Raw genomic sequence first — 13,862 nt, forward strand, 5'->3', positions numbered from 1 at the left:
ATTTTTTTAAAATAAGCATTCGTGAAATAGCAACGTGTATTATGATAAACTATTTTAAAACAAATGTGGAGGGAAAATAAGTGGAAATCACAATTGATTCATCCATAACCAGTAAAATCCCCGATTTCAAAGTCGGATTCATTCAATACCATCATATCGAAGTCGGCGCTTCTCCTCAAATGCTGAAAGGCAGACTTCAGCTGTTTCAGGAATCGATCTTCTTTGATCTTCATGATAAGAGCGTGACTGAACTGGAAGGGATAGCCACATGGAGGGGAATTTTCAAAAGTACAGGAAAAGATCCGAACCGTTACCGACATTCAGCCGAGGCCCTTTTCCGCCGTGTCAAAAAACAAAACTATCTGACTACCATTAATTCTGCCATCGATCTCAATAACTTCTTCTCCCTTCAATACGAAGTGCCGATCGGTATCTACGACTGTGCGGGGCTCAAGGGGAATCACCTCGAGTTAAAAGTCGGGGAAACAGGACAAACCTACACAGGTCTCAACGGCCGGGAAAACTCCCTGGAAAACCTCATCGTCGCCTGTGACGGGGACGGACCCTTCGGCAGTCCATTCGTCGATTCCGACCGCGCCCCTGTCGGCGAAGAAACCAAAAATGCCGTGCAGATCATCTTCCTTAAGCCTTCCCTTTCTAATGAAGAAAGCGGGAAACTGACGAAGTCATTGATGGATATGTTCATCGGGATTCATGGTGGGGAAGGGTCGTTTGAAGTGGTTGGTGGATAGTGGATTCTCCAACCTAATTTTGACTGTGGCCGGGGTCAATCCGAATCCGGCCGAAATTCACCATAATCCGGCCGTTTTTGCCGTTAATCCAGCCGAAATTACGTTGTATCCGGCCATTTTTGTGAAAATCCGGCCATTTTAACAAATAATCCAGCCAATTAACAATAAATGCAAACCCGAAACACCTACTCGAGACAATCACACTTACGCCTCAAAAAAAAGAGAGCCCAATGGACCCTCTCCCTTCAAAAAACCTACACCCACCACATATCCGACGGCTGTTCTTCAATCAAAATCGATTTCAGATTCTTCACGGCACGGCCGAATCCTTCTTCAATCGACATGATCGGATCTTCATGCTCGATGCTGACGACATAATCATACCCGAATGTGCGCAGGGCACTCATCATATCCGACCATTCCTGCAAGCTGTGTCCACAGCCTACTGAACGGAAGGACCACGCCCTTGTCTGGATGCTGCCGTATGGCTGCATATCTGTCAGACCGTACATATTGACGTTGTCCTGGTCGATGTATGTGTCCTTCGCGTGGAAATGATGGATCGCATTTTCTTTTCCAAGGATCTTGATGGCTGCAACCGGATCGATCCCCTGCCACCAAAGATGACTTGGGTCCAGGTTGGCTCCGATCGCATCGCATGTTTCTTCACGAAGCTTCAATAAGGTATACGGAGTATGTACAAGGAAACCTCCGTGCAGTTCGAGACCGATCTTCACGTTATGATCCGCTGCCAGCTTCCCGATGTCTTTCCAATACGGAATCAACTTTTCTTCCCACTGCCATTTCAAGATATCCCCGTATTCATTTGGCCAGGGGGAGACAGGCCAGTTCGGGTGCTTGGCTCCTTCATGGTCACCTGCTGTTCCGGAGAAGCAGTTCACGACAGGTACGTTCATCAACCCGGCAAGCTTGATCGTTTTCTGAAGCGCTACATGGGATTCTTCCGCAAAGGCAGCATCAGGTGAGATCGGATTTCCATGACAACTGAAGGCACTGATCTCAAGCCCTCTAGACGTCACTTTCTCTAAATACTCGTTTCTCTTTTCTTCGCTTTCTAAAAGGGCGTCCAGGTCACAATGGGCATTTCCGGGATATCCTCCCGTACCGATTTCCACCCCGTGAAGACCGGCTTCTTTTACATAATCAAGCATTTCATCAAGATTTTTTTGTGAAAATAATACGGTAAATACGCCTAGTTTCATTTATACTTCCTCCTATTTCAATGTGATGCTCTGTCCGGTTTCACTGCTTCTATAAATGGCATCTATGATTTGGGACACCTGCTTGGCTTCCTTTGGTTTCACAACCAATTCCTCTAAACCGAGACAGCTGTTGATAAAGTTCCGGGCTTGTGGAAAACTCGGATCATCTTCACCGGGAACCCAATCCGCGTCACTATTCAGGAGCATGCCATGTTTCATCTGGTTCATCTGGAACGGGAATAGATCGATTCCTCCCGTTTCCCCTGAGATGCTCATGCTTTCTTCATCACTCTTCACGTTTGCGGACCAGGACGTTTCAAAAAGCATGGATGCACCGTTATCGAATCTGATATAAGCGGTCACGTGGTCATCGACTTCGAAGCTCTCTTTATCAAAATCTCCCCATTGATTCACTTGATCAGGCATTCTACTAAGTTTGTTATAGGTCGTCCCCGTCACTTCAACAGGTGCCGGATTTCCGAGAAGCCACAGGGATAGATCGAGGAAGTGACATCCGTAATCGATCAGGCTGCCGCCGCCTTGAAGCTCCTTATTGGTAAACACTCCCCAGCCCGGTACTTTGCGTCGACGGATCGCTCTTGCCCTCGCGACCATCGGTTCTCCGATTTCATCTTCCATGATCACCCGCTTCGCCGCACGTGAGTCCTTCATGAAACGATAATGATAGGCGATTGCCAGAACCTTCCCTGATTCTTCAGCGGCAGCGATCATTCTTTCACATTCCTCAGGAGTCATGGCCATCGGTTTCTCGCAAAACACGTGAAGACCCGCTTCGAGGGCGGCAATCGTGATTTCCGCATGAAATTTATTCGGAGTACAGACCGTTACGGCATCCACATGCCCGAACATATCCCGATAATCACTGAATACGTGTGGGATGTTAAAGGTTTCTGCCACGGTTTGAGCCGTGACTGGATTGATATCACTGATTGCTTCAATAGATACTGAATCTGATAGTTTAATAAAAGTAGGGATGTGACGCGTCTGGGCGATACCTCCGACGCCGATCACTCCCATCCGAAGTTTGGTCATCGCTCGCATTCCCCTTTATAGCTTTACAATTCGTTTTGTTTCACTTGATTCAAGAGCAGCCAAGACAACCTCAAGTGATTTCTTTCCTTCTTCACCCGGTACGGGAGGCTCTGCATCGTGGAGGATGCTGTGTACAAATTGATCGATCACGCGGGAATTCGATTGTCCTCCCTCGTCATTCGTTTGAATGCCCCCAAGCTCATACTTCACTACTTCCCCGCTCGAGTATTGCACGATAAGGGAGTTGACCGGATCATCTTCTAAACGGAGAATCGCTTTCTCCCCATATATGATTGTCGAGTTGTCTTCTTTTGACACATAAGACCAGCTTGCTGCAAGGGTACCGATTGTACCGCTTTCCGTTTTCAATACGCATACTGCTGTATCATCCACATCAGCATTTTCCTTTGCGCTTGTTTCCACAAAGGCACCGACTTCGGAAAATTCTTCCCCTAGAATGTAACGAAGAAGATCCGTTTTATGAACACCAAGGTCACCCATGGCACCGATGAACGCTTCATCCTTTTTAAAAAACCAACTGTTCTTCCCGTCAGCACTCCAACCTTCTGGACCGCCGTGGCCGAATGCAGAACGGAAGCTGTAGATTTTGCCCACTTCCCCGTTTTCAATGAGCTGCTTCGCCTTTTGATGCGAAGGGACAAAACGCTGGTTGTGAGCGATCATCAGCTTTTTACCGTTTTTAGCAGCGGCCTCGATCATGCTTTCTGCTTCTTCACTTGAAGTCGCCATCGGCTTTTCACATAGTACATGCTTTCCTGCGTTCAGGGCATCGATGGAAATCGGTGCATGCAGGTAGTTCGGTGTACATACGCTCACTGCTTCCACATCAGCGTTTGCCAGCAGTTCTTTATAATTGGTATAAGCTTTAGCTCCGACAGCATCAGTGATTTTCCATGCCCGTTCCTCGACGATGTCACACACTGCGACTACTTCAACGTTTGGATTATTAGCATATTCCGGAAGGTGACGGTGCCGAGCGATACTTCCACATCCGATAACCCCGATTTTTAATGTATTCATGATTTTTCCTCCTCTATTATCAATTTGATCCTTTGATTTCTTCGAGCGGTTTTGCATTACCATATACAGGTCTTGCATGATCCACAGGTGCTGCCCATTTCACTGCATTGACGATGACCTTTTGGACATTTTCATTGTAATAAGTTGGATAGGTTTCATGTCCCGGACGGAAGTAAAATACTTTTCCGTTCCCACGCTGATACGTACACCCGCTTCTGAACACTTCTCCACCCTCGAACCAACTGACCATCACAAGCTGATCAGGAGCCGGTATGTCAAAATGCTCTCCATACATTTCTTCTTTTTCAAGCTCGAAATACTCCCCTAAACCGGCTGTGATCGGATGGCTCGGGTCGACAATCCAGATTCGTTCCTTCTCATCCGCTTCACGCCACTTAAGGTCACAGGATGTCCCCATCAAGGTTTTGAAAATTTTAGAAAAATGACCTGAATGAAGGACGATCAAGCCCATTCCGTCAAGAACCCGCTGTTTCACACGTTCTACCACATCATCCTTCACTTCTTCATGGGCGATATGTCCCCACCAGACCAATACATCCGTCGCTTCCAGTACATCTTCCGTCAATCCGTGATCACCTTCATCCAATGTAGCTGTTTTCACATTGTAGGACGCTTCTCCGAGGAAAGAGGCAATGGCACCATGAATTCCTTCAGGATACACTTCTCTCACTTTAGGATTCTTTTGTTCATGACGATTTTCATTCCATACTGTTACGTTTATCATTGTAAAACCTCCAAATTAAGTTTGTGTATGCCGGTATTCATTTGGTGTGAGGCCGGCATGTTTCTTGAATACTTTACTGAAATATTTTTCATTTCCATACCCTACACCATAGGCCACTTCATAAATCTTCAAGTAAGGATTCTCAAGGAGCTTCTTTGCCTTTTCCATCCGGATATTCGTGACATAATCTGTGATGGTCGCACCATAATCCTGCTTAAACTTACGGGAAATGTATTCCCTGCTTAAGTAGAACCTGTCGGCAATGTTCTGAAGATTGATATCCTCCTGATAATGCTGCTGCAGATATTCCTCAATATATTGCATATTGTTTTTTTCCTTTTGATATTTAGCCTGAGTCAGCGTCTGAATGAGTTCGATAAACTCTTTCGTCTTTTCCTCTTTAAATTTCCTGAACGAAAACGAGCCATCTTCCCTCCAGTAATCCGTGCCCCGGTAAAATGCTTCCTGACGCCTGATCTCGTATTCTTTCAACCAATTATTCCGCAGAATCTCAAACTGATCCTCCCACACCTGAATCTGCTCGAGTGAAAGAATATGACTGTTTTCTAATTTGGAAAAGATCCCTTCCAGCTGGGACTGGACTTGTTCCCTGCTTCCGGAACGAATCGCCCACTTCAATTCATTGGAGTGATCCAGTAAATGGAGATGGGCCCCTGCCTTCACATCCTGATGGGTGACGAACTTTTTCTGGGCAAGCAGGGGGTGCCTGGAATACACTTCAAGAGCGGATTCATAAGCTTCCTTCACCTTTCTCGACTTACTACCAAGAGCCATGACCGGGGAAACCCTGCCATATTGATAGATCAATGAGTGGATTTCCTCCAGTAAGTACGATACATGCTTATGATTCCAGAAGAGAATAACAAGTTCTTCTTCTTTGTTGCTATTCCGGAAACAAACCCCATCGTTCTGCTTCCGTAAAAGCTCATTGCAAATATTGATGATGGTAAAAAAGGCAAGATCCCTGTCTCCCTGAAAAGACTTCATCACGATCGGCTTGATCGGCAGGAGTGCAACAGTCTTATGCAGCTTTTCGATGGACACACCGAACTCTTTTTCAACTTTTTCTGCCATCTCTTTTGTAATGCCTTCTTTCGAACAAAGAGATGAGAAGAACCGATCCCAGTAAAGGGGTTTCACTTCATTCATGACCCGGTTTTCCTCTACTTGAGATTTTCTGGAGCGTGCCTGCTCATTCCACTCCTTCACCGCTTTATCCAGCGTGTCATTCAGCACATCCGGTTCAATCGGTTTCAGAATGTAATCGAAACTCTTATAATGGATTGCGTTTCTCATATATTCAAAGTCATCATATCCGCTTACGACGATGGTCTTGCTTGTCAGATCAGAGGCATGAAGCCACTTTAACAGGGTGATGCCGTCCCTCTTCGGCATCCGCATATCCGTGAAGATGATCTCGGGCCTGTGCTTTATGATCAATTCGATGGCTTCGTCTCCATCTTCCGCCTCGAGGATGGTGTGGATGCCATGCTTATCCCATTCAGCCAACAAAAGTAACCCTTCACGCACATGCTTTTCGTCGTCAATGATGATTGCCTTCATTTGCTTCACCCTCCATTCATAATGGCAGCCTCATGGTGACCATAAAGCCTCCATCTTCATGATTCTCAAGTAGCAGAGTGGCCTTGTGGTCATAGTAAAGCTTCAACCTTACATAAACATTCTTCAGCCCGATGTTGGTTTCTTCACCGGTTTTATTCCATGCATCTGCTTTGAAGTGCTCTTCTATTTCCCTGAGCCTGTCTTCTGTCACCCCTGCTCCATTGTCCCGGACGACCATCACCAGTTCTGCCCCATCCTGAAAGCAGACAAGATCAATCCTCCCCACTCCATCACGGATGTCGAACCCGTGCTTGAAGTAGTTTTCTATAAGGGGCTGCAGGATCATTTTCGGAACGAGAACCTCCTTCACCCCTTCGTCCATATCGACACTGTACTCCAGGTTTTCGCCAAACCGCTCCTTTTGTAAAAGGAGATATGCGTTCGTATAGTTGATTTCCTTGCTTAAAGGAACCACATCCTCTTCCATATTCATCCCATACCTCATAATTTTAGATAAATGGGTGATCAGGGAGTATATTTGCGGAACCTTGTTCTTAAGCGCAATCGTTCCGATGGACTGCAGGGCATTGTAGAGAAAATGGGGATTGATCTGCGACTGCAGAACCTTTAATTGATTCGTTTTGTTTTCAAGCTCCAGCTTATATTCCCTGTTGATTAAATGATTGATCCGCTCGATCATCTGCTGAAACCGATTTCCAAGGATCCCGATTTCATCAAAGCCGAATGATTCCGCCTGCACCTTCATATTCCCTTTTTCCACCTCCTGGATATTTGAGAGCAGTATCCGGATTGGTGAGGTGATTTTAAAGGAAACAAACAGAGTCGCCAGCACAACGAGGGTCAATCCAATAACCCCGAACAAGATATTGATCTTCGCCACACTAAAGGCACTTTCATACAGGTTGCCATAAGATACCCTCTTCACAAGGAACCATCCGCCCGCAGAAGCTGGAAGCTGATCGTACATCATCACTCCGTTGAACCTATCTTCCTTCCACTCAAGGGTCCCTGAAACATCCTTTGACTCCATGATCCTTCTGATCCATTCCTGATTGTTTCCATCATCTGATACGTCGCGATCCGAGCTGTAAATCATTTCCCCTTCTGAAGATAATAAATAAAATTCCTCTGATTCTGGATTATAGAGATTCCTGCTCAAATCGATGATTTTATCAGGTGAAATATCCAGGGATATATACGCCAGCACCTCATCACCAGGTACATTGCGGAATACCCGGTGGATCGTGATGATTTCCTTCGAACGGTTAATATTCTCTTCTTCCTGGCTAAAGGTGGGTTCAATGTACATATTGTACGGGCTTCGCTCTGCTTTTCTGAAGTATTCCCACTGTGAATCTTTTATTCTATTGGAAAACACAACGGTGGAACGCTTTGTTGCCGAAATAACACGGTCACCGTCGGCAAAGGAAATGCGTACTCCGTTGATCGTGTCCCCTGTGTAGAGAATCGTTTGCACAATATTCTTCACGATGCCGATCGTCAGGTAATTATTCTCCTTACCCGGTGACCTCATGAAATTAATGAAATCGGGATTATTATAGAGGGATAGCGATAACCCGTTGAGCTCATTGATATAGCTCTCCAAGTTCACCTTCCCCTGATAAAGGAGATTACTGCTCTCCTTCACCACCTGCTCCTCTATCGAATCCTTCGTATACAAATATGTAATAATGATCGAACTGCCAAACGGCACAATCGTCGTAATCATCAACAGCGCAATCAACTTATTCCGAATGCTTGTCTTTAACATGAGGGACGGACCTCCCAGGTCTCACTTATACACTAGTATAAAGTGTTATTCCCCGCTCTTGGAAGTGTTTTTTCGAAATATTCCTACTAAACTTATAAAATAGAAAGCATGCCTTAAGTAGACATGCTTTCCATTATTGTGTTTACTTCAAGTTATCCCATGTTTGCTGGAATCTCTCAAGTACCGTATCATAATCAATTTTTCCGGCTGCATATTCCTGGATGGTTGCAGCAAATTCTTTGTTCGCTCCATCCGGCCATTTGAACCAAGTCCAAGGGATCGTCTTCTCATCCTTAGAGTAGTCAAGGATGGATTGACCTAAGTCACCAAGACCATTCGGCTCGATATTGTCGAAAGCAGGGATGAACGCAAATTCTTCTGTGATATAACGCTTACCTGTTTCAGAAGAAACCATCCACTCCAAGAATGTTTTCGCTTCTTCAAGATGTTTAGAGTTCTTATTCAATACCCAGTTATTCGGCACACCGACAGGAAGGCGATCTGCATTATCGTCATTGCTGATTGGAATCGGAAGGAAGCCCATATTGATATCAGGGTTGATCTCCGTGATCATGTTCTCAGTCCAGTTCCCTTGCTGAAGCATCGCCGTTTCACCAGAAGCAAACAACGTAACCTGTGTATTATAATCCGTCGTTAAAGGATTATCATTGGCATATTTAAGCTCAGTGTCCAATACTTCTTTGAACTGTTTAAACTTTTCGTTACCTACAATTTTCTCAGAACCGTCATAAAGTCCCGCGATGAACTTATCCGGATCTTCCTGTTGTGCAAATGGAATGTTCAGTAAATGCTGCCCGATTACCCACCACTCACCGTAACCCGCTGAGAAAGGAGTGATTTTCTTCGCTTCGAGCTTCTTCGCAGCGTCTTTCAACTCATCAATCGTTTTAGGAGGCTCAGTGATGCCTGCTTTTTCAAATAAATCTTTGTTGTAAACAAAACCATACCCTTCCAAGTTAACTGGCATACCATAAAGCTTACCGTCCTCATCCGTCATCGGAACTTTCCCGATCGGAAGGACATGCTCTACCCATGGTTCACCAGAAAGATCCGCAAGCTTCTCTTTCCAAAGCTCTAACTCTTTGAATCCGCCATTGTTGAAAATATCCGGCTCTTCACCTGAAGCAAATTTCGCTTTAAGGGCAGCTCCGTAATCGGCACCTCCACCAACGGTTTCAAGCTTGACCTTAATGTTCGGATGCTCCGCTTCGAATTCTTTGATCATTTCTTGCAGCTGATCGGCAATTTCAACCTTGAACTGGAAGAAATTCAGCGTTACGACATCCTCACCTGAACCCGAATCTCCGCCTGAGCTGCTAGTTTTGTCTTTAGAAGAACAACCTGCAATGATTCCAAATACTAAAACCAAAGACATACACAGTAATAAAATACGTTTCATAAATGGATTGACCTCCCTGATATAAAATATTTTATATAAATTTCTGTATCAATGATAGACCATCTCGACAGAAACTTTATATCTACTTGATCGAACCTGAAGCAATCCCTTTTATGATATGCTTCTGTAAAAATAGGAAGAAGATGATGATCGGTGTGATTCCAAGCACCAATGCTGCAAGTCCCATATCCCATTGCTTCGTATACTGTGCAAAGAACGAACTGGCTGCAAGTGGGATTGTCCTCAGTTCCGCATCCTGTAAAACAAGGAGTGGAAGCAGGTAATCATTCCAGATCCATAATGTGTTCAAAATGATCACAGTAACCGTAATCGGCTTCAGTAATGGGAAGACGATTCTCCAAAATACGCCAAACTGACTGCAGCCGTCTATCATCGCTGATTCCTCGATTTCAATCGGGACGGTTTTCACAAATCCGTGAAATAAGAATAGGGAAAGTGGCACTCCGAACCCAAAGTACATGATAATGAGACCAGGAATGCTATTTGTCAGTCCCAACGTCCCCCCAACTTTCATCAAAGGGATCATCACCGTCTGGAACGGGATCACCATGGCGGATACAAAGATGACAAATAGGATTTTACTGAACTTCCCAGGTGTACGAACCATCTTCCATGCTGCCATGGAACTGATGATCACTAAACCGAGGTTACTGAAAACCGTGATGACCAGTGAATTCCAGAAAGCCCGGGGGAAATTGATGATTTCCCACACTTTTGCATAGTTGGAAAACACAAATTCTTCCGGCCATGCCGCCGCATCAATCAGAATTGCAGCGAACGGTTTCACCGAGTTGATCAATACGAAGTAAAAAGGGACAAGGAAAATGAGCCCGATCACAATCCCGATAATCTCTAATACAAATGTTCTCTTCGTATAACGATTGCCCATTATGCCTCAACCTCCTTCTTCTTCGTCACCATCACCTGGACTGTCGTAAACACAGCCACTACCACAAAGAACAGAATCGATTTCGCCGTTCCAAGTCCATAACGGTTATTCTGGAAAGCTTCCTGATAAATATTGATCGCAACGGATTGTGTAGAATTGAACGGCCCACCGCCTGTCAGCGAGATATTCAAATCGAATATTTTAAAGGCCATCGAAATCGTCAGGAAGAAACAAATCGTGAATGCCGGTAAAATCAATGGAATGATGATCTTCGTCAGGAGCGTCCAGCTCGATGCACCATCTATCTTCGCTGCTTCAAGAAGAGAATTGTCGACCCCTTGCAATGCCGCTACATAAATGACCATCATATACCCTGAGATCTGCCATGCAAATACGATGACAATACCCCAGAAAGCCGTCTTCTCATCACCAAGCCATGGCATCTTAAAGAATCCAATATCCGTCATATTCCCAAGTGACGCGAATCCCTTGACAAAGATGAACTGCCATATGAACCCGAGTAATAATCCACCAATGACGTTCGGGATAAAAAATACCGTCCTCAAGATATTTCGGGTCTTCAACGCTGCATTCAGTAAAAGAGCAAATCCGAATCCTATCAAGTTACTGATGATCACTGCCGCAAACATAAACTTCGTCGTGAACATGAATGAATTGAAAAACGTCTTATCGTCCGTGAAAATCTTCTTATAATTATCAAATCCTACCCACTCAACAACCGAACTGACACCATTCCATGAGGTAAAGGAATAATACACCCCCATTAAGAATGGAAGAATCTGAATCACTAAGAAAAATAAAAGTGCCGGTCCTACAAAGGCAGCGTACGTCAGCAAGCTCTTATACTTGAACCTTTTCTTCGTCACTGCCTTCATTTGTACATCTGGGCTTACTGGTCCAGTCTGAATCTTTGGTTCCACCCGTATCACCACCCTAACTGTGTAATCGCTTTCTTATATTATAATGGTAGCGCTTTCTCAAAAAGGGGAACTCAATTGACGAAGAAGGTGCAATATTTTGACTAGATGGGGTTTGTTTTGATGGGTGGTGGGTAAATGAAAAGGTTGGATTCCTTTGTGGTTCTGTTTGGGGAATGAGTGGGCGGTGAATCGGCTTTTTGAAAATAAAATGCTGGAATTGAAAATAAAAGTGGTGTTTTTGAAAATAAAATCGTGGAATTGAAAATAAGTGGTCCAGTTTTGAAAATAAATTGGCTTTGATCGAGAATAAATATAGTGAAGTCGATCAGATAAACGTCCATAACGGTAAAAATGATGCTGGTTAAACGTTTTTTCATAATTAAACATTAAAAAAGACTTCCTCATGAAGAGAAAGTCTGTCGTATGTAAGTTGGAGCGGGTGAAGGGAATCGAACCCTCATCATCAGCTTGGAAGGCTGAGGTTTTACCACTAAACTACACCCGCGATGTGGTACCGGTGGCCGGGATCGAACCGGCACTCCAGAGGAACACGATTTTGAGTCGTGCGCGTCTGCCAATTCCGCCACACCGGCATTACATTTGGAGGCGGCAACCGGATTTGAACCGGTGATCAGGGTTTTGCAGACCCATGCCTTACCACTTGGCTATGCCGCCTTAATATTGGAGCGGAAGACGGGATTCGAACCCGCGACCCCCACCTTGGCAAGGTGGTGTTCTACCACTGAACTACTTCCGCACTACTGGGCTAGCTGGATTCGAACCAACGCATGTCGCAGTCAAAGTGCGATGCCTTACCGCTTGGCTATAGCCCACTGATAGTATATGTCACGGAAATAAAAATGTGACTTTTATGGGGCGACTGATGGGAATCGAACCCACGAATGCCTGAACCACAATCAGGTGCGTTAACCACTTCGCCACAATCGCCATGAAATAATTGGCAGGGGTAGTAGGAATCGAACCCACACCAAAGGTTTTGGAGACCTTCGTTCTACCTTTAAACTATACCCCTAGAATAAATGGTGGAGGGGGGCAGATTCGAACTGCCGAACCCGAAGGAGCGGATTTACAGTCCGCCGCGTTTAGCCACTTCGCTACCCCTCCAGCTAAATCACTTGACTGGTGCCGGCAAGAGGACTTGAACCCCCAACCTACTGATTACAAGTCAGTTGCTCTACCAGTTGAGCTACACCGGCATCAAGTAAATAAATGGTGGCTCAGGACGGAATCGAACCGCCGACACATGGATTTTCAGTCCATTGCTCTACCAACTGAGCTACTGAGCCATATAGTTTTCGGCTTCCGCTAAGCTTCGAATCTCTTCGTCAGCTCACTCAGTCACATCCTCACGTATGTAAAATACGCTCCGGTGTTCCTTCGATCGCTTCCTCGACCTTCTCGCTTATCGAAACCCTTTTCCATTTCATGACTATCTAATATAAAAATGGCGGTCCGGACGGGACTCGAACCCGCGACCTCCTGCGTGACAGGCAGGCATTCTAACCAACTGAACTACCGGACCAAAAATGGTATTGCGGGGACAGGATTTGAACCTGTGACCTTCGGGTTATGAGCCCGACGAGCTACCGAACTGCTCCACCCCGCGACGATAAGAAATGGTAAGTTACAAATACTAATTAAGGAAGATTATTTTACTCTGCTTACGCTTCGTAAAAAATCATGGTGGAGGATGACGGGATCGAACCGCCGACCCTCTGCTTGTAAGGCAGATGCTCTCCCAGCTGAGCTAATCCTCCATATTACATGGTAAGTTCTTTTGCTTCCGCAAAAAAATTGGTGACCCATACGGGATTCGAACCCGTGTTACCGCCGTGAAAGGGCGGTGTCTTAACCGCTTGACCAATGGGCCTTACTGAAAACAAAATGGCGGAGAGCAAGGGATTTGAACCCTTGAGACAGCGTTAACCGTCTACACGATTTCCAATCGTGCTCCTTCGGCCACTCGGACAGCTCTCCATATATTGGCTCCGCAGGCAAGATTCGAACTTGCGACCGATCGGTTAACAGCCGATAGCTCTACCACTGAGCTACTGCGGAACGATATGCCTGGCGACGTCCTACTCTCACAGGGGGAGATCCCCCAACTACCATCGGCGCTGAAGAGCTTAACTTCCGTGTTCGGCATGGGAACGGGTGTGACCTCTTCGCCATAGTCACCAGACTATGTATTGTCCCTTTTTTAAGGACAAGTACTATTATATCGTGTTGATAATTTTTTTCAAGGATTTTTTTATATTTTCATATAAATTTTATTCCTTCAAAACTAGATAAAGAATTGATGTCAAGAAAGCCGAATATCGACCAATTGTTGTATCTACTATTGCAATAGATAACATTCCAGCTCCGGCGGCTAGAGACT

Annotated in this window: 11 protein-coding genes, 16 tRNA genes and 1 rRNA gene; 2 read left to right on the top strand and 26 right to left on the bottom strand. The window is 45.2% G+C overall.

Annotated elements, in window-relative coordinates; all coding sequences use genetic code 11:
- The first annotated feature begins 80 nt into the window (after positions 1–80).
- Together ACSQ2E_RS16435 and ACSQ2E_RS16440 are read left to right on the top strand one after the other, a co-directional pair.
- Complete coding sequence (locus ACSQ2E_RS16435; RefSeq protein WP_435992255.1) at positions 81–752, top strand: B3/B4 domain-containing protein; 672 nt, start codon at positions 81–83, stop codon at positions 750–752.
- On the top strand, positions 733–894 hold the full coding sequence (locus ACSQ2E_RS16440; protein WP_435992257.1) for a hypothetical protein: 162 nt from the start codon (positions 733–735) through the stop codon (positions 892–894). Before ACSQ2E_RS16435 ends, ACSQ2E_RS16440 begins: the two co-directional genes overlap by 20 nt.
- A gap of 112 nt (positions 895–1,006) precedes the next feature.
- Here the strand turns inward: ACSQ2E_RS16440 and ACSQ2E_RS16445 are convergent, their stop codons facing one another.
- From ACSQ2E_RS16445 to rrf, 26 genes are all read right to left on the bottom strand, one after another.
- Entirely contained in the window at positions 1,007–1,975 is a 969-nt protein-coding gene (locus ACSQ2E_RS16445) for a sugar phosphate isomerase/epimerase family protein (RefSeq protein WP_435992259.1), read from the bottom strand.
- Positions 1,976–1,987: 12 nt separating this feature from the next.
- Positions 1,988–3,028, bottom strand: a complete 1,041-nt coding sequence (locus ACSQ2E_RS16450) for a Gfo/Idh/MocA family protein (RefSeq protein ID WP_435992261.1) — start codon at positions 3,026–3,028, stop codon at positions 1,988–1,990.
- A gap of 15 nt (positions 3,029–3,043) precedes the next feature.
- A complete protein-coding gene (locus ACSQ2E_RS16455; RefSeq protein WP_435992263.1) occupies positions 3,044–4,069 on the bottom strand; it encodes a Gfo/Idh/MocA family protein in 1,026 nt (341 codons plus the stop codon).
- Between the two features lie 19 nt (positions 4,070–4,088).
- Entirely contained in the window at positions 4,089–4,814 is a 726-nt protein-coding gene (locus ACSQ2E_RS16460) for a ThuA domain-containing protein (protein WP_435992265.1), read from the bottom strand.
- 15 nt (positions 4,815–4,829) lie between these two features.
- Positions 4,830–6,398 carry a response regulator transcription factor gene (locus tag ACSQ2E_RS16465; RefSeq protein ID WP_435992267.1) on the bottom strand — a complete coding sequence of 523 codons (1,569 nt, stop codon included), beginning with the start codon at positions 6,396–6,398 and terminating at the stop codon, positions 4,830–4,832.
- A gap of 16 nt (positions 6,399–6,414) precedes the next feature.
- Positions 6,415–8,190, bottom strand: a complete 1,776-nt coding sequence (locus ACSQ2E_RS16470) for a cache domain-containing sensor histidine kinase (RefSeq protein ID WP_435992269.1) — start codon at positions 8,188–8,190, stop codon at positions 6,415–6,417.
- A 142-nt stretch (positions 8,191–8,332) separates the two neighbouring features.
- Complete coding sequence (locus ACSQ2E_RS16475) at positions 8,333–9,610, bottom strand: ABC transporter substrate-binding protein (RefSeq protein WP_435992271.1); 1,278 nt, start codon at positions 9,608–9,610, stop codon at positions 8,333–8,335.
- Positions 9,611–9,692: 82 nt separating this feature from the next.
- Positions 9,693–10,520 carry a carbohydrate ABC transporter permease gene (locus ACSQ2E_RS16480; RefSeq protein ID WP_435992273.1) on the bottom strand — a complete coding sequence of 276 codons (828 nt, stop codon included), beginning with the start codon at positions 10,518–10,520 and terminating at the stop codon, positions 9,693–9,695.
- Complete coding sequence (locus ACSQ2E_RS16485) at positions 10,520–11,416, bottom strand: carbohydrate ABC transporter permease (protein ID WP_435994599.1); 897 nt, start codon at positions 11,414–11,416, stop codon at positions 10,520–10,522. The genes ACSQ2E_RS16480 and ACSQ2E_RS16485 overlap by 1 nt, the downstream gene beginning before the upstream one ends.
- 476 nt (positions 11,417–11,892) lie before the next feature.
- A tRNA-Gly gene (locus ACSQ2E_RS16490) sits at positions 11,893–11,966 on the bottom strand.
- Positions 11,967–11,970: 4 nt separating this feature from the next.
- Positions 11,971–12,054 (bottom strand) — tRNA-Leu (locus tag ACSQ2E_RS16495).
- Between the two features lie 8 nt (positions 12,055–12,062).
- Positions 12,063–12,136: transfer RNA gene (locus tag ACSQ2E_RS16500), tRNA-Cys, on the bottom strand.
- Between the two features lie 7 nt (positions 12,137–12,143).
- A tRNA-Gly gene (locus ACSQ2E_RS16505) sits at positions 12,144–12,218 on the bottom strand.
- A gap of 4 nt (positions 12,219–12,222) precedes the next feature.
- Positions 12,223–12,294 (bottom strand) — tRNA-Gln (locus tag ACSQ2E_RS16510).
- A gap of 39 nt (positions 12,295–12,333) precedes the next feature.
- Positions 12,334–12,409: transfer RNA gene (locus ACSQ2E_RS16515), tRNA-His, on the bottom strand.
- An 11-nt stretch (positions 12,410–12,420) separates the two neighbouring features.
- Positions 12,421–12,494: transfer RNA gene (locus ACSQ2E_RS16520), tRNA-Trp, on the bottom strand.
- Between the two features lie 8 nt (positions 12,495–12,502).
- Positions 12,503–12,586: transfer RNA gene (locus ACSQ2E_RS16525), tRNA-Tyr, on the bottom strand.
- 16 nt (positions 12,587–12,602) lie between these two features.
- Positions 12,603–12,678: transfer RNA gene (locus tag ACSQ2E_RS16530), tRNA-Thr, on the bottom strand.
- 14 nt (positions 12,679–12,692) lie between these two features.
- Positions 12,693–12,768 (bottom strand) — tRNA-Phe (locus ACSQ2E_RS16535).
- A gap of 159 nt (positions 12,769–12,927) precedes the next feature.
- A tRNA-Asp gene (locus ACSQ2E_RS16540) sits at positions 12,928–13,004 on the bottom strand.
- A 10-nt stretch (positions 13,005–13,014) separates the two neighbouring features.
- Positions 13,015–13,088 (bottom strand) — tRNA-Met (locus ACSQ2E_RS16545).
- Positions 13,089–13,163: 75 nt separating this feature from the next.
- A tRNA-Val gene (locus ACSQ2E_RS16550) sits at positions 13,164–13,239 on the bottom strand.
- Positions 13,240–13,277: 38 nt separating this feature from the next.
- Positions 13,278–13,352, bottom strand: a tRNA-Glu gene (locus ACSQ2E_RS16555).
- A gap of 15 nt (positions 13,353–13,367) precedes the next feature.
- Positions 13,368–13,459 (bottom strand) — tRNA-Ser (locus ACSQ2E_RS16560).
- A 6-nt stretch (positions 13,460–13,465) separates the two neighbouring features.
- A tRNA-Asn gene (locus ACSQ2E_RS16565) sits at positions 13,466–13,540 on the bottom strand.
- Positions 13,541–13,547: 7 nt separating this feature from the next.
- Positions 13,548–13,664: ribosomal RNA gene (gene rrf, locus ACSQ2E_RS16570) — 5S ribosomal RNA — on the bottom strand.
- Positions 13,665–13,862: the final 198 nt, after the last annotated feature.

This window comes from Rossellomorea sp. LjRoot5 (assembly GCF_964253455.1).
In the GTDB taxonomy this organism is placed as follows: domain Bacteria; phylum Bacillota; class Bacilli; order Bacillales; family Bacillaceae_B; genus Rossellomorea.

What these genes read in the sequence shown, in the direction of transcription:
- ACSQ2E_RS16445 (WP_435992259.1), bottom strand. Translation starts at nt 1,975, where the DNA reads ATGAAACTAGGCGTATTTACCGTATTATTTTCACAAAAAAATCTTGAT.
- ACSQ2E_RS16460 (WP_435992265.1), bottom strand. Translation starts at nt 4,814, where the DNA reads ATGATAAACGTAACAGTATGGAATGAAAATCGTCATGAACAAAAGAAT.
- ACSQ2E_RS16470 (WP_435992269.1), bottom strand. Translation starts at nt 8,190, where the DNA reads ATGTTAAAGACAAGCATTCGGAATAAGTTGATTGCGCTGTTGATGATT.
- ACSQ2E_RS16455 (WP_435992263.1), bottom strand. Translation starts at nt 4,069, where the DNA reads ATGAATACATTAAAAATCGGGGTTATCGGATGTGGAAGTATCGCTCGG.
- ACSQ2E_RS16450 (WP_435992261.1), bottom strand. Translation starts at nt 3,028, where the DNA reads ATGACCAAACTTCGGATGGGAGTGATCGGCGTCGGAGGTATCGCCCAG.
- ACSQ2E_RS16480 (WP_435992273.1), bottom strand. Translation starts at nt 10,520, where the DNA reads ATGGGCAATCGTTATACGAAGAGAACATTTGTATTAGAGATTATCGGG.
- ACSQ2E_RS16485 (WP_435994599.1), bottom strand. Translation starts at nt 11,416, where the DNA reads ATGAAGGCAGTGACGAAGAAAAGGTTCAAGTATAAGAGCTTGCTGACG.
- ACSQ2E_RS16475 (WP_435992271.1), bottom strand. Translation starts at nt 9,610, where the DNA reads ATGAAACGTATTTTATTACTGTGTATGTCTTTGGTTTTAGTATTTGGA.
- ACSQ2E_RS16465 (WP_435992267.1), bottom strand. Translation starts at nt 6,398, where the DNA reads ATGAAGGCAATCATCATTGACGACGAAAAGCATGTGCGTGAAGGGTTA.